At 51.4% G+C, this 17,832-nt stretch carries 16 protein-coding genes and 3 pseudogenes; 9 read left to right on the top strand and 10 right to left on the bottom strand.

Going from position 1 to position 17,832, the window contains the following annotated elements; all coding sequences use genetic code 11:
• Nucleotides 1-504 precede the first annotated feature (504 nt).
• From ACWWFX_RS19410 to ACWWFX_RS19385, 6 genes and pseudogenes are all read left to right on the top strand, one after another.
• The gene (locus ACWWFX_RS19410; RefSeq protein WP_473224522.1) at nucleotides 505-861 is read left to right on the top strand and encodes a hypothetical protein; all 357 of its coding nucleotides are present in this window, start codon (nucleotides 505-507) and stop codon (nucleotides 859-861) included.
• Between the two features lie 263 nt (nucleotides 862-1,124).
• Entirely contained in the window at nucleotides 1,125-1,772 is a 648-nt protein-coding gene (locus ACWWFX_RS19405) for a hypothetical protein (RefSeq protein ID WP_473224521.1), read from the top strand.
• A gap of 2 nt (nucleotides 1,773-1,774) precedes the next feature.
• Nucleotides 1,775-1,996, top strand: a complete 222-nt coding sequence (locus tag ACWWFX_RS19400; RefSeq protein WP_473224520.1) for a hypothetical protein — start codon at nucleotides 1,775-1,777, stop codon at nucleotides 1,994-1,996.
• Between the two features lie 77 nt (nucleotides 1,997-2,073).
• The gene (locus ACWWFX_RS19395; RefSeq protein WP_473224519.1) at nucleotides 2,074-2,931 is read left to right on the top strand and encodes a hypothetical protein; all 858 of its coding nucleotides are present in this window, start codon (nucleotides 2,074-2,076) and stop codon (nucleotides 2,929-2,931) included.
• A 135-nt stretch (nucleotides 2,932-3,066) separates the two neighbouring features.
• On the top strand, nucleotides 3,067-3,249 hold the full coding sequence (locus tag ACWWFX_RS19390) for a hypothetical protein (protein ID WP_473224518.1): 183 nt from the start codon (nucleotides 3,067-3,069) through the stop codon (nucleotides 3,247-3,249).
• Between the two features lie 126 nt (nucleotides 3,250-3,375).
• Nucleotides 3,376-4,392 (top strand): annotated as a pseudogene (locus tag ACWWFX_RS19385) (ISAs1 family transposase).
• On the opposite strand, the pseudogene ACWWFX_RS19380 reads toward ACWWFX_RS19385, so the two are convergent.
• Together ACWWFX_RS19380 and ACWWFX_RS19375 are read right to left on the bottom strand one after the other, a co-directional pair.
• Nucleotides 4,387-5,139, bottom strand: a pseudogene (locus ACWWFX_RS19380) (tyrosine-type recombinase/integrase); the annotation flags it as partial. The pseudogenes ACWWFX_RS19385 and ACWWFX_RS19380 sit on opposite strands and share 6 nt — an antisense overlap.
• 104 nt (nucleotides 5,140-5,243) lie before the next feature.
• A pseudogene (locus ACWWFX_RS19375) lies at nucleotides 5,244-5,390 on the bottom strand (DUF4942 domain-containing protein); the annotation flags it as partial.
• Between the two features lie 205 nt (nucleotides 5,391-5,595).
• On the opposite strand from ACWWFX_RS19375, the gene ACWWFX_RS19370 reads away from it, so the two are divergent.
• On the top strand, nucleotides 5,596-5,895 hold the full coding sequence (locus tag ACWWFX_RS19370) for a DUF2502 domain-containing protein (RefSeq protein WP_276220345.1): 300 nt from the start codon (nucleotides 5,596-5,598) through the stop codon (nucleotides 5,893-5,895).
• A 477-nt stretch (nucleotides 5,896-6,372) separates the two neighbouring features.
• On the opposite strand, the gene ACWWFX_RS19365 is transcribed toward ACWWFX_RS19370, so the two are convergent.
• From ACWWFX_RS19365 to dhaK, 4 genes are all read right to left on the bottom strand, one after another.
• Entirely contained in the window at nucleotides 6,373-8,031 is a 1,659-nt protein-coding gene (locus tag ACWWFX_RS19365; RefSeq protein WP_473224517.1) for a glycerone kinase, read from the bottom strand.
• 76 nt (nucleotides 8,032-8,107) lie between these two features.
• Entirely contained in the window at nucleotides 8,108-9,535 is a 1,428-nt protein-coding gene (dhaM, locus tag ACWWFX_RS19360) for a dihydroxyacetone kinase phosphoryl donor subunit DhaM (protein WP_473224516.1), read from the bottom strand.
• 16 nt (nucleotides 9,536-9,551) lie between these two features.
• Nucleotides 9,552-10,184, bottom strand: coding sequence for a dihydroxyacetone kinase subunit DhaL (gene dhaL / locus ACWWFX_RS19355; RefSeq protein WP_049273384.1), 633 nt, complete (start codon nucleotides 10,182-10,184; stop codon nucleotides 9,552-9,554).
• 11 nt (nucleotides 10,185-10,195) lie between these two features.
• Nucleotides 10,196-11,266, bottom strand: coding sequence for a dihydroxyacetone kinase subunit DhaK (gene dhaK / locus ACWWFX_RS19350; RefSeq protein WP_049273383.1), 1,071 nt, complete (start codon nucleotides 11,264-11,266; stop codon nucleotides 10,196-10,198).
• Nucleotides 11,267-11,862: 596 nt separating this feature from the next.
• On the opposite strand from dhaK, the gene ACWWFX_RS19345 reads away from it, so the two are divergent.
• Nucleotides 11,863-12,963, top strand: a complete 1,101-nt coding sequence (locus tag ACWWFX_RS19345; RefSeq protein ID WP_049273380.1) for a glycerol dehydrogenase — start codon at nucleotides 11,863-11,865, stop codon at nucleotides 12,961-12,963.
• Nucleotides 12,964-13,102: 139 nt separating this feature from the next.
• Complete coding sequence (dhaR, locus tag ACWWFX_RS19340; RefSeq protein ID WP_473224515.1) at nucleotides 13,103-15,028, top strand: dihydroxyacetone kinase operon transcriptional regulator DhaR; 1,926 nt, start codon at nucleotides 13,103-13,105, stop codon at nucleotides 15,026-15,028.
• On the opposite strand, the gene ACWWFX_RS19335 is transcribed toward dhaR, so the two are convergent.
• The 4 genes from ACWWFX_RS19335 to ACWWFX_RS19320 all read right to left on the bottom strand — a co-directional run bounded on the left by ACWWFX_RS19335 (nucleotide 15,006) and on the right by ACWWFX_RS19320 (nucleotide 17,620).
• The gene (locus ACWWFX_RS19335; protein WP_473224514.1) at nucleotides 15,006-15,554 is read right to left on the bottom strand and encodes a cob(I)yrinic acid a,c-diamide adenosyltransferase; all 549 of its coding nucleotides are present in this window, start codon (nucleotides 15,552-15,554) and stop codon (nucleotides 15,006-15,008) included. The genes dhaR and ACWWFX_RS19335 overlap by 23 nt on opposite strands.
• 1 nt (nucleotide 15,555) lies before the next feature.
• Nucleotides 15,556-15,921: a glycerol dehydratase reactivase beta/small subunit family protein gene (locus ACWWFX_RS19330; RefSeq protein ID WP_473224513.1), complete on the bottom strand. Its 366-nt coding sequence runs from the start codon at nucleotides 15,919-15,921 to the stop codon at nucleotides 15,556-15,558.
• A 69-nt stretch (nucleotides 15,922-15,990) separates the two neighbouring features.
• The gene (dhaT, locus tag ACWWFX_RS19325; RefSeq protein WP_004098891.1) at nucleotides 15,991-17,154 is read right to left on the bottom strand and encodes a 1,3-propanediol dehydrogenase; all 1,164 of its coding nucleotides are present in this window, start codon (nucleotides 17,152-17,154) and stop codon (nucleotides 15,991-15,993) included.
• A gap of 37 nt (nucleotides 17,155-17,191) precedes the next feature.
• Nucleotides 17,192-17,620 (bottom strand): GlcG/HbpS family heme-binding protein, encoded by a 429-nt coding sequence (locus ACWWFX_RS19320; RefSeq protein ID WP_473224512.1) that lies wholly within the window; start codon nucleotides 17,618-17,620, stop codon nucleotides 17,192-17,194.
• Nucleotides 17,621-17,832 lie beyond the last annotated feature (212 nt).

The raw sequence follows: 17,832 nt of genomic DNA, 5'->3' as shown, positions 1-17,832 counted from the left end.
TCCCAGCCATTTAGGCTGGGATTGTTGTTGAGAATAATGCGCTCAGTATCGATGAAGATGAACACGATAAGGAAACTGGTGACCGCCCGGTAAAAGTTTTCCCTGTAAATCCGTTTAATCCGGGTATTGTAGATGAGAATGGCGAGCCGCTCAAAGGTGGCGGTGGGGTTGCTAAAGGCGCCCCTAAAGTCCCATCAAACTTGCAACCATTCGCAAATCCTGCTCAGGGACCTGTTATCCCGAAGGGATGGGTAAGTAAACCAGGGCGAACACCTGGAAGTACCATTTACTATCCGCAAAATACTGATCCTAGTAGTTCTGGGAGCACTTACATAAGGGTCATGCCTGCTGGCTCAACACCAGTCCCTGGGCTTGAAAATGGTTACTGGATATCTGTCAAAAATGGACAGCCAATAAATCCTTCTACAGGCGGTACCGGTACTCGTGGGGAAACTCATATACCGCTGCCAGTAGATACGATGCCACCAAAAAGGTAAGTTTTAAATGATTACAATCGATGAGCTTAAAGAGTTTGACCAGTCGATACTTACTGGAATTATTGTGGGAGTTGGCTCTTTAGTTTTGCTATTTTCATCAGGAAGCAGAATTATGATTCAATGTCCTTTTCAGTGCGGCAAAAAAAGTTATCTTAAGAACGGGCATGGAGAGGATCTAACAACAAGTATTCTTCTATTCCCTACGCTTAATCAAAAGGTTGAGTCATGTTCCATGATTAATGGTGAAATATTAATCCTATGTTTTAGCAATGAAAATCATATACGTATTATTCCTGAAAAAAATGGTTTTGAATCTTATGTAATTACAACTAGTTTGGGGGATTATCCTGTGATTGCTTGTTGAAGATAGCTCTAGTTTAGATTATTTTGCTCGTTTTTGAAGACAACTTAAAATTGAGAAGTGAAAAAGGCACGTCGGGGCAAAAAGTTGGCGGGCAGGAAAAATAGGTTATAAGTCACGGAAAGGACAGGGAAAAACTGTCGTCTTTACGGGAATGTGCACCGGAAAGAGTTGTTGTTGAGAATAATGGGCTGAGTCCGGGAGCCGGAGATATTGGATTCTGGTTGGGTAACACCCCTGACTGTGATACGGCGTGTAAGACTGGTATGGCTAAAGGTATCGCAGAAGGAAACCTGGTTGTATCTGCTGGTGTAGGTGCGGTGGCTGGAGGCGCAATGATAGTGGCAGCTACACCGGAAATAGCAGCCCTTGCTAAAGCCGCACTGGAAGGATGTAAGGCCGCACCGGCAATCTGTCTGAATAACGCAGGGTTACAGGTAGCTGAAGCAGTGACGCCTGGCGGAGTTGGTGCTGCCGGAGCTATTGGAGTTGGTAAAACAGCAGTGGAAGCGACAGCGGCGAAAGCTGAAGCTATAGCGGCTAATGCGGCGAAGAATATTTCGTCCAGATCAGGATCAAAAATTGATGCTGGCAAATTTGGCCAACTTGAATTGGGGGTACTTTCGCAAACAGGCGCTAAGATTGACCCGGCAGTTAAAGCAGGGAATCTAACTATTGCTGGAAGAGCGTTGCAAAAACATGGAAGTCGTGAAGGAAGCGCGTTCCCTATTGCTAAGGGCACACCTGCTCAAATGAATGAACAAGGGCAAAAAATATTAGATGGGATCGTTAAAGCTCCTGGTGCAACAGTCAAAGATGGCAACCGCTTTGGCGGTTTTGATGTTGTAGCTCCTGATGGGCGAGGTGCTCGCTTCGATCCTCAGGGTAATTTCCGTGGATTTTTGGAACCTTAGAAATGAGTGATAAACATCAATTAAAAGTTGTGATAGCTAGCGATGTTGATTATGAAAATTTAATAGCTGAAATCTATTGTGATGAAAGGTTTATTGCACTTTTACAACAAGAGGATGGCGAAGACAATATTAAGGTTGAATTATCCCCGAACATTGGTGCGATTGATTATGACTGGCTTCAAAATGCATTGTCAGAAGCCCGGAAAAAGCTACTGGATGAGTAATTACCAAACAGGCCGGAAGAGTTGTTGTTGAGAATAATTACCTCAGCTATGACGAGGCACATGCTTTCGATAAAGAAATGACCGCCTGTCGAAAATCCGGGGGGGATTGTGGCAGTATCCAGAATAAATATGCTGTAATTAGCGCTGATAACCGACTGAAACTGCATATTGATGTAGCTGCCGCCCCTCTGACAGCTCTGTCCGGGGAAGATAAATGGAATATTGAAGGCGGGCTCAGTGCGGCGGGCCGACCTGGCTGGCTCTATGGTTCGCTGGAAAACCAGGATGTGAAAGATTACGTTATTGAAGGTAACAGCTACGACATGGACTATCTGAACAGTAATACGTCGAAGGGTGATAAGGCTCTGGCTTTCTTTGGGGAGCCAGAAAATTACTGGGGTACGGTAGCGGGAGCGGGTTCGTTGTTAACGTCATCAGCCACGCTGACTGAAAAATTTGTTAGTGCCGGGCTGAGTTACGGGGCAAATGGGGCAGTCCAGGTTGCAACCGGCAATACTGGTGAGAAGTTCGATTATCTCAGTTTCATGATGTCAGGCTTAACCGGGATAGGGACAGCCGGGAAAGGATATTACGCTAACCAATTGTTGGGGGCCGGTAGTGCTTACATGAGCAGCCAGATTGAAGGCCAGGACAGTACAGCATCAGTAGTGGGCAGTATGGCCGGTACAGGAATTGGTTATAAGGTTGGTGCTTCAATTACTAATAAACTTGAATCTCAGTATATTAAGAATCAGCTGGGTATGGATGTCAGTAAGAATTCGTTGAAGTATTCGGAAAAATCTATCGGATACGGTATATATCAAGGCGGCCAAATGAGCTCCATACCAGGAACATTTGGTGGATTTATTGGTTCATTCGTATCAGAAGGTGCAAGCAGCGCAACTCAAAAAGAAGCTAATGGGGATAGAAAATGAAAAACCATCTACTACTTCTTATTAAGTTGTTACTTATATCTGTAGCTACCTGCTCTATTGGAATAGTGGTTAGTATCTGGCTCATCGCTCGGGAGCCAATACCTTCTGAGGTATATGTAAAATATGGAATAATTGGTGCAGTTGTTGGCCTATGGGGAGGCGCTGGAATTTGGTTGTTATTCTACCTCCAGATACGAAAATATATACGCAAATAGTGTTGTTGAGAATAACTATCTGAGCGTGTCTGAAAAGACAGAGTTTGAGCTGGCGAAACAGACACTCCAGAACAGCAAAGACCCGCAGGGAAAGATCATGTAACGTCGGTTTTTTGTACTAAATAATTCGCACTAAATGTTCAATAATTGAGATATTCCTTATTATCTAAAACTGTTTTTCGTAGCTTATATATGATCAAATACTCCTTGTATAAATAAGGAGAACAAAATGGAACTTAAAAAGTTGATGGAACATATTTCTATTATCCCCGATTACAGACAAGCCTGGAAAGTAGAACATAAATTGACAGATATTCTATTGTTGACTATTTGTGCCGTCATTTCTGGTGCAGAAGGCTGGGAAGATATAGAGGATTTTGGTGAAACACATCTCGATTTTTTTGAAGCAATATGGTGATTTTGAAAATGGTATTCCTGTTCACGATACCATTGCCAGAGTTGTATCCTGTATCAGTCCTACAAAATTTCACGAGTGCTTTATTAACTGGATGCGTGACTGCCATTCCTCAAATGATAAAGACGTTATTGCAATTGATGGAAAAACGCTCCGGCACTCTTATGACAAGAGTCGCCGCAGGGGAGCGATTCATGTCATTAGTGCGTTCTCAACTATGCACAGTCTGGTCCTCGGGCAGATCAAGACGGATGAGAAATCCAATGAGATTACAGCTATCCCTGAACTTCTTAACATGATGGATATTAAAGGAAAAATTATCACAACTGATGCGATGGGTTGCCAGAAAGACATTACAGTTACGAAATAAGTGAAAAGAGTCACGGCAGAGAAGAAACCCGTCTTCATATTGTTTGCGATGTCCCTGACGAACTTGTTGATTTCACGTTTGAATGGAAAGGACTGAAAAAATTATGCATAGCAGTCTCCTTTCGCTCAATAATAGCAGATAAAAAGAAAGAACCCGAAATGGCAGTCAGATATTATATCAGTTCTGCTGATTTAACCGCTGAGAGGTTTGCGACAGCGATACGAAATCACTGGCACGTGGAGAATAAGCTGCACTGGCGCCTGGACGTGGTAATGAATGAAGACGACTGCAAAATAAGAAGAGGAAATGCAGCAGAATTATTTTCAGGGATAAGGCATATCGCTATTAATATTTTGACGAATGATAAGGTATTCAAGGCAGGGTTAAGGCGTAAGATGAGAAAAGCAGCCATGGATAGAAACTACCTCGCGTCAGTCCTTGCGGGGTGCGGGCTTTCGTAATCTTGCCCTGCGGCAGGAGGTCAGTATGACGAAAGTTAAAATTGCCCGGCTAACGTCATACTTTTCTTTCCTATCAAGGTGATTAGCTTGAAACAGTGGGATGTTTTTCCAGGGCATCGCAGGCTGGTGAACCCGGCGAAGGCTTGCGCTTGGCTGCTGGGGCAGCAAGTGCGACACCACGTCCACAGGGTTTGCAGAACAATATCCGTGTGCCCAACCCCATGCCATCACGGTATGAATGCGTTGCTTAGTCCTCCTCGCTGTTTCTGAACGAGATAGCCAAAGTGGACGAAGCACCGTGGCTACGTTTGCAGTAGTGATGTTACTAAGTAGTATGGAACCAATGTGAGGGAAAACATGTTTCTCCAGCGTCGTCAGCCATTGATGGCCGTGCTTCTCATTCTTCCAGCCGGGCTGGAGTTCCGCATGAACTTTGCGAGCGGCTGTTTCAAAAGATGGGATTACAATCTTTTCTGCATGTAGCAATTCCAGTGGATCGACTCCGGAGGCTATTTGTTCCCGCATCGCGTTAGCCAACTTTGCTGCTTCCGCGATGCTGACTTCAGGGTAAATACCCAGACCGGCATTACGACGTTTTTGTGTTTGTGGGCTGAGGAAACGGAGTACCCATTTACCCTTACCACGTTTTGAAGATGGATGCAGAGCAAGCCCTGTGACAATGCCGTGAGGGATGGGTTTACCTTCAGGTTTTAAGTTGCGTGCTTTGGTTTCGGTAATAACAGCCATGATTTTGCCTGCGAATCCAGTATGCCATTTCCGTCAGGCTCGCGTTGGTGAGTTCAAGAATACATCGGACAGATTCGTGACTAGCATCTGTTTTATCTTGCAGCCTAAGTTCCAGGATAATGTCGGGCGATGATGTCATTCAGCTTTTCGACCCGCTCAGGTCGCTTGAATACGGTGTGTGCGACTCCCTTCTGAAAGTACGTGATCACAAACATCTCATCCTTATAGTGATTACTGCGCCTGTTTTCATGAAAATATTTCACCAGCCCTGCACGATGATCTTAAATGCTTTATCTCAGGACGGAAAATGTGGCCTTAGCAAAGAGCAGTACCGAATTTAATCATACCGGTGCTATTAAGGGATAAGAAAAGGTAAAAGCAGAATTAGCCTGGATCTCAGGTAACAGGGATGTGATAAATTGTATCAATTAATATGCACTTGTTAAGGAGAGGCAAATGCGAAAGATACTATTACTGGCCGCTGTGCTGTTGGCGTCACAGCCACTGATGACTCAGGCGGAAGAGATAACGCTATTACCTTCAATTAAGCTACAAATTGGCGATCGTGATTCATATGGTCACTACTGGGATGGTAACCACTGGCAAAATCGGGATTACTGGGATCGCCATTATGAATGGCACGATAAGCACTGGCGTAAAAAAGCGAAGAAACAGCGCAAAGCTTATGAGAAAGGCTATAAAGACGGCCAAAAGGCCTATAAGCATGACCAGAAGAAACATCATCACCATAACTGAGTAGGGAAAAAGGCCTGTTTCAGGCCTTATCTTTTGATAAATAAAGCTATCCAGAATTGTTGCAGTATATCTCCCTGATCTTATGGATAAATACAAACAATTATATTCATTGAGTTGATTTTACTTAAGTGCAATTCCCCTCTTTATCACGTGTCTTTTATTAAGATGATATTGATTATCAGGGAATTGATGGATGGTGTTTTCTCCACGGCAAGCGGCTGTCGCACTTGTTCTATGCGGTATTTCCTTTTCAGGCATGGCGGCCCTTAACTGCCTCGATCACCCGTCTTCCCTGTTCCACGCTGACAATGACTGGTGTGTCGGTGCCGGGCTCCGCGCTGATGCCTGTGGCGCGAAGAGGGATGCGCACCGGGATGAATTGCTGGCAGGTTTACGCTGGAAAAGAGGGCAATTGCCCCCTTCATGTCTATTTCAATCAGTCACCTGCGACTTTCTGCCCGTCCCCGAGGTCTTTGATTACGCGCTTGTGCGTTGTGCCAGTGCGTTGAAGACCATGGCGATAGCATGCGCACCTGGATCCATATTCCCCGCCAGGCTGTCGCTGTTGAGATACGAGGCCCGGCCTGCATTGGCTTTGGTTGCGTGGCTGGTGGCATCGGCCCCGGCTTGAGCCGCCCGATAAGCCGCATCCAGATCCCCCGGATGTTGCGCCAGTGCCTCCAGCGCCGGTTGCAGCGCGTCAATCAGCGTGCGATCCCCCAGATCTGCGCCGCCATAAAACTTCATCTGACCGAGCCCGGCCTGTAACGCGGCAACGACTGATTTACCTTCATGAATAGCCTGACCCGCCGCCGTAAAGAAGATGGACATCAGCACACCGCTGGAGCCGCCCATCACCACCGTTAAGCGTTCGCCGATCAGTGCACACAGGGTGTCGAGTTGAGCCAGCGGCAGTTGATGATGGTGCAACAAGCGGGCGATTTCACGCGCGCCGGCAGCAAAAGTGGAGCCGGTATCACCATCGCCCACTTTGGCGTCCAGGGCATTGAGTTCGCTTTCCAGCCCTGAGAGCGTTGCGGTAACCGTTTCAACGTAGTGCCCAACCCGCCCATTTTCGGAAGGCGTAAAGTCGACCCGGGCGCTGCGGATATCGCAGGGCATGTTTTGCTGTGGGCGAAGGCGTACTGGCGGCAGCCAGCCTGCGGTTTTCACCTCTGCCAGCAGTGCTTTTTCAATGCCATCTTCCATGACCATCGCGGTAATCGAAAAACCTTTCATATCGAGGGCGCTGACGAGTGGCGCCGGCCCGATGAGCCAATCAGTACGTGTAGCCAGAGGGCTGGCGGTCAGTTCGCGAGTGAGAATCGCCATTTCGGTAACCGACACGCCGCCCAGGTTATTCAGCATGAGCATCAGGCGGCCCGTATCCGGTAATGCGGCGGTGATTTTTTCAACCATCAGACGCACAATGTCGGCACTGTTCTGTGTATCGACCACAACGGCCCCAGGCTCGCCGTGGATCCCCATCCCCAGTTCAGCCTGGCCCGGATGGTGGCGAACGTTATCCTGCGGATCGGCAGGCAGATGGCAGCTTGAGAGTGCAACGCCGATACTGAATACCCGGTTCATCGCCATACGAGCTTCACGGGCGACCGTATCCAGGTTACTGCCGGTTTCGGCAAAATACCCGGCAACTTTGTGGATCAGGACAGTGCCAGCAATCCCGCGCGGGTGTTTGTTATCCGGCAGAGAGATGTCATCGCCAACAATCACCATTTCCACTTTGTAGCCCATACGGCGGGCTTTCTCAGCGGCGAGGCCAAAGTTCAGCCGGTCTCCGGTGTAGTTTTTCACGATAAGCAGGCAGCCCGCATCGCCCGTGACTGCCTGAATAGCGGTAAGCACTGCATCAACGCTGGGAGAGGCGAAGAGATCGCCGCACACCGCCGCCGTGAGCATGCCTTTCCCGACGAAACCGACATGGGCCGGTTCATGCCCTGCGCCACCACCGGAAATGACGGCGACTCTGGATTTATCCAGATCGCGGCGCACCACAATGCGGACAGCAGGGTCGCAGTCCAGTCGGGCAAGGTTGTTCCATGGGCTGGCGATTATCGCCCCTTCAATAGCGTCATTAACGAGGTTTTCGCGTTGATTGTAGAAAAATTGCGACATAACAGTTTCCTGAGCTTAGGGTGTGACACGTCTGCACAGTGAACTGCGCAGCGCGTGTCAGAGAGTGAACGGGTCGTTACTGTCTGGTATTCAGACGGTTTAACGTGAGTGGGTCGCCGTTGTGCAGGTTATCAAAGGCGTTACCCTGCTGGCACAGCCAGGGAATGCCGCCCTGACGGGCAATAATCGCGCCGTGGGCTAATGGGCTGCCGTGCCGCAGGCAGATAGCGGCGGTGTGGCTGGTGTCGAGTTGCAACACGACGGACGGGTAGATGTCATCGGCAATCAGAATGGTGCGATGCAGCAGAACAGGGGCGTTGTCGGTCACATCCGTCAGATGCCCCAGCGTGCGATGCATAATGTCTTCGACGTCGATATAGCGCGCCTGAAGATAGTCATCATCAAGCTCACGATACTGCTGGCTGAGGGCCATCATGGTCTCTTGCCAGGCACGCTCGGCGCTGCATTTCTGTCGGCAGAGTGTTTCACTGATGCTCTTCAACAGGTCAGGATCGTCAAGCAGGGTATGCTGCCCCGAGAAGATGGCGGCAATGTCATCCGAATATTTTTCAGCCGCCAGGCGGGTTAAGTCGGTGAGATCGTCCAGGGTATGACTTACCGCTATTTTCAGACGACGAAACTCCTCTTCCTGCGTACCGTCGGCAAGGTCATCGAAGCGATGATGAACGGGGGCGTAATGCAGCACCTGTCCACTCACCGTTGTCAGCGCGGGTTGTGCGTTATCAACCTCAGCGTCTGCCTGGCAATGTTCGCCAAAATTGTCGGCGGCCAGCGCCTGAAATGCGATCAAGGCGTCTGCGGCCTGCGGCCCTTTGGCTACCAGCCGAACCCGATCGTGGCAGCGAACTTTCAACAGTGCAATTTGATTGATGCTGTCAGGTTTGACGCATTTGCCCTCTTTTTCCAGCAGTAGCACCGCATCAAACCCGGAAAGCCCCTCAACCAGCCGGGCGGCAGGGCGAACGTGCAGGCCGTTAGGGTTGTTAATCTCCACCGTAACGGACTCGGCCTGCGCATCGCAAGCATCGATTTCTGCGGACGAAAGGCTATTACGGGACTCTTCCAGCGCGGGGAAACCGAGCTGAACACGCTTTGCCTGCAACGCACTTTGCGCGTCTTCGATAACCTTGTCGATACTCGCACCGCTGGCGGCGCTGACCGTGGCGGCCAGCGCGCCCTCGACCAGCGGGGCCGGGCATAAATGCACGCGTGCGGCCACCTCCGGTTCCAGCAGGTCGAGCGCGGTTTCGGCACTCAACAGTGCGCTACCCATATCCATTAACACCAGAATCGCGTCCGTATCCGCCACGGAGAGGATTGCGTCCATCACCTTAATCGGATCGGTGCCGATAGGATTGGTTGGGTCGTCAATGCCTGCGGCGATAGCCAGCTTACAGCTATCACCCCTTAACATCTGGCGAGCCAGTTCCCCGACGCCCTGGCCCAGTTGGGCACTGTGCGAGACAATTACCAGGTTTACCATCGCCTTATCCTCTGTATTACGCGTTAGCCGCAGCAGCCAGCATTTGCACCATAAACAGCGCTGATGTGGCGCCCGGATCCTGATGACCAATACTGCGTTCCCCCAGGTAGCTGGCACGTCCTTTACGCGCCTGCATGGTAATGGTGGATTGCGCGGCCTGTTCTGCCACCTCGCAGGCCGCTTCCAGCGCGGCGGTCATTGATAGATGGTTTTCGCTGGCGTGACGCAGTGAATCCGCCACCGGGAGCCAGACGTCACACATGGTTTTATCACCTCGTTCGGCTTTCCCCCGGCTCACCACACCGTCAGCGCCTTCGCGGATCATCAAATAGAGCTCCTCAACGCTGAGGTTCTGGCGAGCCTGGGTGACCTGGGCTGCGCGGATAAAAAAGGTTCCGAACAGCGGGCCACTGGCTCCCCCCACGTTGGAAAGCAGTACCATGCCTGTATTCTTCAGAATAAAGCCAATGTCTTTGTCGGCAATGGACGGTAATTTTTCTACCACCTTGCTGAACCCGCGGTGCATATTCAGGCCGTGATCGGCGTCGCCGATTTCGCGGTCGAGGCCGGTAAGAAAATCGCTCTGGGTGGTGAAAATTTCGCCACAGCGATACAGCCAGTCGACAATGTTATTTCTGTTCAGTGACATCGCAGATCTCCTTAATGACCCCAGTTGAAGGCAGGGGTGTGAACGGGGGCATCCCAAAGAGCGAGCGTTTCGGCATCGGCTTTCAGCAACGTAATAGAAAAACCGGACATATCCAGCGAGGTACACCAGGAACCGACCAGACTGCGGGCAAGAGTGATTCCGGCGTCATCGCACAGTGTTTCCAGGCGATTATAGACGCCGTAGAGTTCGGAAAGCGGGGTTGCACCAAGGTTGTTGACCAGCGCAATCACCTGATCTCCCTGTTGCAGCGCCTGTTTGGTCTGGGTAACTTCCTGCCAGCTGCCTTTTACCGGGTCCCACTGGCGTAACGTACGGCTGTAATTGCCGTTCTCCAGCAGGGTGGTAAACATGGCGTCAACGGTGTCGTTCAGCGAGGTGAAGGGGCGGCGGTCGATGCCTGGTTCGCCGTGTATGCCCACGCCAAACTCCATTTCGTTATCATTGAGTTCAAACGATGGTTTTCCGGCGGCGGGGACGGTACATGCGCCAAGCGCAATGCCGATAGAGTGACCCTGATTGTTCAGCCTGCGGCCCAGGCTGGCACAGGCTTCAAGGCTGTCACCACGTTCTGCGGCTGCGCCCACCAGTTTTTCGATAAGCACCGTGTTCGCCACGCCGCGCCGGCCGGCGGTATAGAGGCTGTCTTTGACGGCGACATCATCATCGACCACCACCGTGGTGACTTTCACGCCGCTCTCGTGGAGTAGCTCGGTGGCGGTTTCAAAGTTCAGCACATCGCCGGTGTAGTTTTTGATGATCAGCAGCACGCCTTCGCCACCGTCGATATGCATCGCGCATTCAAACATTTTATCCGGGGTCGGAGAGGTGAAAATTTCTCCCGGGCAGGCACCACTCAGCATCCCCATACCAATAAACCCGCAGTGCATTGGCTCATGGCCGCTTCCGCCGCCGGAAAGCAGGGCCACTTTACCCGCGACGGGCGCATCTGCCCGGGTAACATAGACCGGGTCCTGGTGTAGTTTCAGTTCAGGGTGCGCTTTCGCCATCCCGGCAAGTTGTTCAGTCAGTACATCTTCCACACGGTTAATCAGTTTTTTCATTATGCATACTCCGCTGGAGGTTATTGGGCCACCTGGTCAGTGAGCCCGTTGTAGGGTTTCGGCTGCGGTATTGGCGTTTCCAGTATCCTGGCCGATGAATTGATTCTCCCCTGGCGGGTAAAAAAGAAAATCCCTGTTGATTTTGGTTTCAAGTCGGAACGGAAATAGGTGAAAACGTTCCATATTGGAACGGTATTAATGGGTTGTCGCTAAAAGTGAGAAGCCGGACAATATTTCAAGGTGTGTTTCGGTATTCGTCGGAGACGATGAGCGCCGCAGAGACTATTTTTTTTTGCCCATTAGGGTCAAAATGGCGGTGATACAGAATTTTCTGTCGTTGAATTGTGTGATAGCGATCCAGACCTTGATCTCAATCCTGATGTTTTGTCGTGGTTAATGTTCCATTCTGAAACGTTATTTTCTGAATCGCGTTCCGATGTGGAACCAAACAGTGAAGCATTTTTTTGTTCTGCGCCCGCTCTACAGTGAGTGCTACCGCGTCGGTCGTGCTCAATCTCCCGTTGGAAACGCGATAAACAGGAGCGAGCGTCACCCGGCGTCATCATGGAAACGAGTTCAATGTGAGGGTGTAGAGAATGCTACAAGTTATTCAGTCTCCGGCAAAATATCTTCAGGGTCCTGATGCAGCTGCGTTGTTCGGCGAGTATGCCAAAAACCTGGCAGACAGTTTTTTTGTGATTGCCGATGATTTCGTCATGAAACTGGCGGGTGACAAGGTACTGAATGGTCTGCATGAAAACGGCATAAGCTGCCATGCAGAACGCTTTAACGGCGAATGCAGCCATGCGGAAATCAATCGCCTTGGCGCGATTTTGCAGCAGAAAGGGTGCAAAGGCGTGGTGGGTATTGGCGGCGGGAAAACGCTCGATACAGCAAAAGCCATTGGCTATTACCATAAACTGCCGGTTGTGGTTATCCCGACCATTGCCTCTACGGATGCGCCGACCAGCGCGCTGTCGGTTATTTATACCGAAGCCGGGGAATTTGAAGAGTATCTGATCTACCCGAAAAACCCCGATATGGTGGTGATGGATACGGCGATTATTGCCAAAGCCCCCGTACGATTACTGGTTTCGGGTATGGGTGATGCACTCTCTACCTGGTTTGAAGCGAAAGCCTGCTACGACGCACGTGCGGTCAGTATGGCGGGAGGTCAGTCAACGGCCGCCGCATTGAGTCTTGCACGCTTATGTTACGACACCTTGCTGGCGGAGGGTGAAAAAGCACGCCTGGCGGCCGAAGCGGGTGTTGTTACCGTTGCGCTGGAACGCATTGTTGAAGCTAACACCTATCTGAGCGGCATCGGTTTCGAAAGCAGTGGCCTGGCAGCGGCTCACGCCATTCACAATGGCTTCACCATTCTGGAAGAGTGTCACCATCTGTATCACGGTGAGAAAGTGGCTTTCGGTACGCTGGCCCAACTGGTGCTGCAAAACAGCCCAATGGAAGAAATCGAGACGGTACTGCGTTTCTGCCAGAAAGTGGGCTTACCAATGACGCTGGCGCAGATGGGCGTGAAAGAAGGCATTGAGGAGAAAATCCTTGCCGTGGCTAAAGCGACCTGCGCTGAAGGGGAAACCATCCACAATATGCCGTTCCCGGTGAGCCCGGAAAGCGTTTACGGCGCGATCCTGACGGCCGATCGCCTGGGCGCACAATGGTTGGCTACTGAGTAACGATTACCGCTGGTCGCTAATCCGGCCAGCGTTCCACCTGCGTTGTGGATCTCCCCTGGCGTTGCCGTTACCGGTGCCGGGGGTTGTTGTTTTTATGGACCGGCCTTTTCAGGCAGGCAGAGAAGAGAGTAATAAGGCTATGACCACGCAGAATGAGCACGTCGAACAGGCCCTGACGTCATTTATTGACCAGTCCTGGCACCGCTGCGGCAAGATGATGAAGCGCGAATTCTGGAGTACGCCGCATCAGGCTCAGGGGCTGACGTTCCAGTCTATCTGCCGTCGTAAGACTGCGCTGTTGACCATCGGCCAGGCGGCGCTGGAGGATGCCTGGGAGTATATGGACGGTCGCCCGTGCGCCCTGTTTATTCTGGATGAGTCTGCCTGTGTTTTGACCCGCTGCGGCCACCCGGATACCCTGGAGGCGCTGGATTCTCTGGGGTTCATGGCCGGTAGTTACTGCGCGGAAAGCATTATTGGTACCTGTTCTCTCTCTCTGGCGTCAATGATCGGGCAGCCGATAAAAACTCTGGGCGATCAACATTTTAAACAGGCCTTATTCCCGTGGGCGTTCTGCTCCACGCCTATTTTTGATAACAATGGGCGTTTATTTGGCTCGATTGCCCTGTGTTGTCTGGCTGAGGACTCGGGCGTGGCAGATCTCTCTTTGACCCTGGCGATGGCCAGAGAAGTGGGGAATTCGTTGCTGACGGATAGCTTACTGGCGGAGTCTAACCGCCATCTCAATCAGATGTACGGCCTTCTCGAGAGCATGGATGACGGTGTGATGGCCTGGAATGAGCAGGGCATATTACAGTTTCTTAATCCCCAGGCGGCGCGGTTATTACACCTCGATGCGCAGGCGTGTCAGGGGAAAAATATTAACGATCTGGTCACGCTGCCCGCCCTGCTTCGGCGGGCCACCAAACAGGCGCGCTCCCTCAGCCACGCCGAAGTCACGTTCGAAAGCCAGCACCAGTTTGTCGATGCGGTCATCACGCTAAAACCGATTGTCGAAGCGCAGGGAACCAGTTTCATTCTGCTGCTCCATCCGGTTGAACAAATGCGCCAGTTAATGACCAGCCAGCTGGGTAAGGTGAGCCATACGTTTTCGCAGATGTCGGCGGACGATCCGGAAACCCGGCGGTTGATTCATTTTGGTCGTCAGGCCGCGCGGGGCAATTTCCCGGTACTCATGTGCGGGGAAGAGGGAGTTGGTAAAGAGTTAATCGCGCAGGCAATTCATAACGAAAGCGAACGGGCGGCGGGCCCGTTTATTGCCGTTAACTGCCAGCTGTATGCCGATAATGCCCTTGGCGTGGATTTCATGGGCAGTTCGGCAACGGAAGAAGAGAATGGGCGTCTGAGTCGCCTTGAGCTGGCGTCCGGTGGCACACTTTTTCTGGAGAAGATCGAATATCTGGCCCCGGAGCTACAGTCCATTTTACTTCAGGTGATCAAGCAGGGTGTGGTGACGCGTCTGGATGCGCGCCGGTTGATTCCGGTGGATGTTAAAGTGATTGCCACCACGACGATGGATCTCGGCAATCTGGTGGAACAAAACCGCTTTAGCCGTCAGCTTTATTACGCTTTACACTCGTTTGAAATCAGCATTCCACCGCTGCGTGAACGGCGGAACAGTATCCCGTCGCTGGTGCATAGCCGCTTGCGCACGCTGGAGCGGCGTTTCTCATCCCGACTGAAAGTTGACGACGATGCGCTGGCGCATCTGGTGGCCTATTCGTGGCCGGGAAATGATTTTGAGCTGAATAGCATCGTGGAGAATATTGCTATCAGCAGCGAGCACGGGCACATCCGGTTAAGCAATCTGCCAGGGTGGCTATTCAGCGAACACCCCGGTGTGGCGGGAAACAGTACATTAATGCCCGCCAGTATGAGCATTTCGGCAATAGAGAAAGAAGCGATTATTCACGCCGCCAGAGTGACCAGTGGGCGCGTACAGGAGATGTCACGGTTGCTGAATATTGGCCGCACCACCCTGTGGCGTAAAATGAAGCAGTTTGATATTGATGTCACTCAGTTCAAGCATCGACATCAGGATTAAGGTTCTCCTCTGGCTGGCACTCCGCCACGCGCGCCATCGCAAACAACGCATCAGACAGACGGTTGATGTAACTTTTTAACGATTCGCGCAGGGGCACAGTTCTGTCCATTGCCACCAGAATCCTTTCAAGCAGTCGGGCCTGCGTGCGCGCCACATGCAGGTAAGCCGAAGCCAGGTTCTTGCCGGGGATGACGAACGCTTTTAGTGGGCCCGTTGCGGTCATATTTCGGTCGATCTCTTGTTCCAGTCGGTTAATATCCGCCTGATCGATAACGCGGCTGAGACGAGTAATCCCCCGTTCATCGCAGGCCAGTTCAGCGCCCACCACAAACAACTCCTCCTGAATGCGGTGCAGCCCGGCACGCAGGTCAGGATCGTCGCTGGCAGCATGACAGACACCCAGCAGTGAAATTAGCGTATCCACACTGCCGTAGGCTTCCACTCTGATATCGTCTTTATTGATTCGGCTACCGCCAAACAGCGCCGTCGTGCCTTTATCACCGGTTCGGGTATAGATGCGATACATGTTATAGCGCCTCGCTAAAGGGGATGACTTTCACCAACTGGCCCGCATTCGCGCCGAGATTACGTAAACGGGCGTAGCCACTGTCAGGAGGGCAGTGACGCAGGGGGCGATCGGCAGGGTACTGGGCATGTGTCAGTACGGTATCGCCGCTGGCGGAAACGCCGATCCCGGTACGGAGCGCGGAGTGCTGCGCGGCCTGATGGGCAAGCGCCAGTGCGTTATCGATGTCAGCACAGGAGATGGTTCGGCAAGGTACACCCTGTTCCTCAAGACCGAGGCTTATCTGACGCAGCCTTTCGCTGTCGTGCAGGCCTGGATGGTAAAACAGATGCACTGCGGGTGAGTCGGGAATACCAGGGTTTTGCATACGCGTTCTCCACGTCAGTTAAATCACAAAAGCGGGCACAGAGGCCCGCGAATGGTTTGGTGACGTGCTTCAGAACGCCTGACGGAAAATCTCAACAATCTCTTTCTCATTCCCTTTACGCGGGTTAGAGAACGCGTTGCCGTCTTTAAGCGCCATTTCCGCCATATACGGGAAGTCAGCCTCTTTTACGCCAAGTTCATTCAGGTGCTGAGGGATGCCAACGTCTTTGGACAAACGGGCAATGGCGTTAATCGCGCACTCAGCGGCGTCCATCGTGGAGAGCCCGGTGGTATTTTCGCCCATAAAGGTGGCGATATCGGCAAATTTTTCCGGGTTGGCTATCAGGTTGTAGCGGCAGACGTGCGGTAACAGCACGGCGTTTGCCACACCGTGAGCCATGTCGTACAGGCCGCCAAGTTGGTGAGCCATCGCATGGACATAACCGAGGTTAGCATTGTTAAACGCCATCCCGGCAAGCAGTGACGCGCAGGCCATATTTTCACGCGCTTTGATGTTGGTGCCCAGCGCCACGGCCTGACGAAGGTTAGTCGCAATCAGTTTAATAGCCTGGATAGCAGAAGCATCCGTCACCGGGTTGGCATCTTTGGAGATATAGGCTTCCACGGCATGAGTCAGCGCATCCATCCCGGTTGCGGCGGTCAAACCGGCAGGTTTGCCAACCATCAGCAGCGGGTCATTGATGGAAACAGAAGGCAGGTTACGCCAGCTCACAATAACGAATTTCACTTTGGTTTTGGTATTCGTCAGTACGCAGTGACGGGTGACCTCGCTGGCGGTGCCGGCGGTGGTGTTGACGGCAATAATCGGTGGCAGCGCATGGGTCAGGGTTTCGATACCCGCATAGCTATAAAGGTCGCCTGGGTGGGTCGCGGCGATACCGATACCTTTCCCGCAGTCATGAGGACTGCCGCCGCCCACGGTGATTATCATGTCGCAATGCTCTTTCTGGAAGACCGCCAGACCATCGCGCACGTTGGTGTCTTTCGGGTTCGGTTCGACACCATCAAAAATTACCACGTCAATACCGGCTTCGCGCAGATGTTTTACGGTCTGATCGACTGCGCCGTCTTTAATGGCGCGCAGGCCTTTATCGGTCACCAGCAGGGCTTTTTTCCCGCCCAACAGTTTGCAGCGTTCGCCCACAACAGACACCGCGCCCGGGCCGAAGAAGTTCACATTTGGAACAAGAAAGTCATACATACGATCGCTCATAATAAGCCTCAGAAAATTGAGTTAGAAATAAAGTTGATTAATGCTTGTCGAAATAGTCGAGCGCTGACCTGGCTATTTCCATATCCTGTTCAACCGTGCCACCACTGACGCCGATTGCGCCAATAACCTGATTGTTTTCAATAATGGGGAAACCACCGCCAAAAATAACAATTCGCTGCTGATTGGTAAGCTGTAAACCATAGAGCGACTGACCCGGTTGAACGCCTGCGGTAATTTCATGCGTCGGTTGTTGCAGGCAGCATGCGGACCACGCTTTGTTCAGCGAAATATCGCAACTGGTGACAAAGGCTTCATCCATTCGCTGCATTAACAGCGGGTTTGCGCCGCTGTCGACGATGGAGATGACCACCGGAACATTGATTTCACTGGCTTTACTCTCAGCGGCTGCCGTCATCGCTTTTGCCATGGCAAGGCTGATGGTGGCACGGGGAAGACTTTTATTCATACGTACTCCTGAAATCATCCGCAGATTGTTAATGGGAGTGGTGTTAATTTAATAAATATTTAAATGCTGGATAGTTAATGGACGAAAACCACATTAATCCTTTGGTGTTATTTTTGCTTTTAATGAACGTAAGTCAACAGGGCGAAATGAGCAGGTTGTTTTATAGGTAAGGCTTTTTTAGCGATATTTTGATTTGACGTCGGTCGTGTATC

It is taken from the genome of Pseudocitrobacter sp. 2023LY-00077 (genome assembly GCF_055796175.1).
Note: the sequence above shows the minus strand (reverse complement) of the source record. Positions and strands in the feature narration are given on the sequence as shown.

Coding starts and splice junctions, on each gene's coding strand:
- ACWWFX_RS19410 (WP_473224522.1), top strand. CDS start 505: ATGATTACAATCGATGAGCTTAAAGAGTTTGACCAGTCGATACTTACT.
- ACWWFX_RS19405 (WP_473224521.1), top strand. CDS start 1,125: ATGGCTAAAGGTATCGCAGAAGGAAACCTGGTTGTATCTGCTGGTGTA.
- ACWWFX_RS19400 (WP_473224520.1), top strand. CDS start 1,775: ATGAGTGATAAACATCAATTAAAAGTTGTGATAGCTAGCGATGTTGAT.
- ACWWFX_RS19395 (WP_473224519.1), top strand. CDS start 2,074: ATGACCGCCTGTCGAAAATCCGGGGGGGATTGTGGCAGTATCCAGAAT.
- ACWWFX_RS19370 (WP_276220345.1), top strand. CDS start 5,596: ATGCGAAAGATACTATTACTGGCCGCTGTGCTGTTGGCGTCACAGCCA.
- ACWWFX_RS19365 (WP_473224517.1), bottom strand. CDS start 8,031: ATGTCGCAATTTTTCTACAATCAACGCGAAAACCTCGTTAATGACGCT.
- dhaM (WP_473224516.1), bottom strand. CDS start 9,535: ATGGTAAACCTGGTAATTGTCTCGCACAGTGCCCAACTGGGCCAGGGC.
- dhaL (WP_049273384.1), bottom strand. CDS start 10,184: ATGTCACTGAACAGAAATAACATTGTCGACTGGCTGTATCGCTGTGGC.
- dhaK (WP_049273383.1), bottom strand. CDS start 11,266: ATGAAAAAACTGATTAACCGTGTGGAAGATGTACTGACTGAACAACTT.
- ACWWFX_RS19345 (WP_049273380.1), top strand. CDS start 11,863: ATGCTACAAGTTATTCAGTCTCCGGCAAAATATCTTCAGGGTCCTGAT.
- dhaR (WP_473224515.1), top strand. CDS start 13,103: ATGACCACGCAGAATGAGCACGTCGAACAGGCCCTGACGTCATTTATT.
- ACWWFX_RS19335 (WP_473224514.1), bottom strand. CDS start 15,554: ATGTATCGCATCTATACCCGAACCGGTGATAAAGGCACGACGGCGCTG.
- ACWWFX_RS19330 (WP_473224513.1), bottom strand. CDS start 15,921: ATGCAAAACCCTGGTATTCCCGACTCACCCGCAGTGCATCTGTTTTAC.
- dhaT (WP_004098891.1), bottom strand. CDS start 17,154: ATGAGCGATCGTATGTATGACTTTCTTGTTCCAAATGTGAACTTCTTC.
- ACWWFX_RS19320 (WP_473224512.1), bottom strand. CDS start 17,620: ATGAATAAAAGTCTTCCCCGTGCCACCATCAGCCTTGCCATGGCAAAA.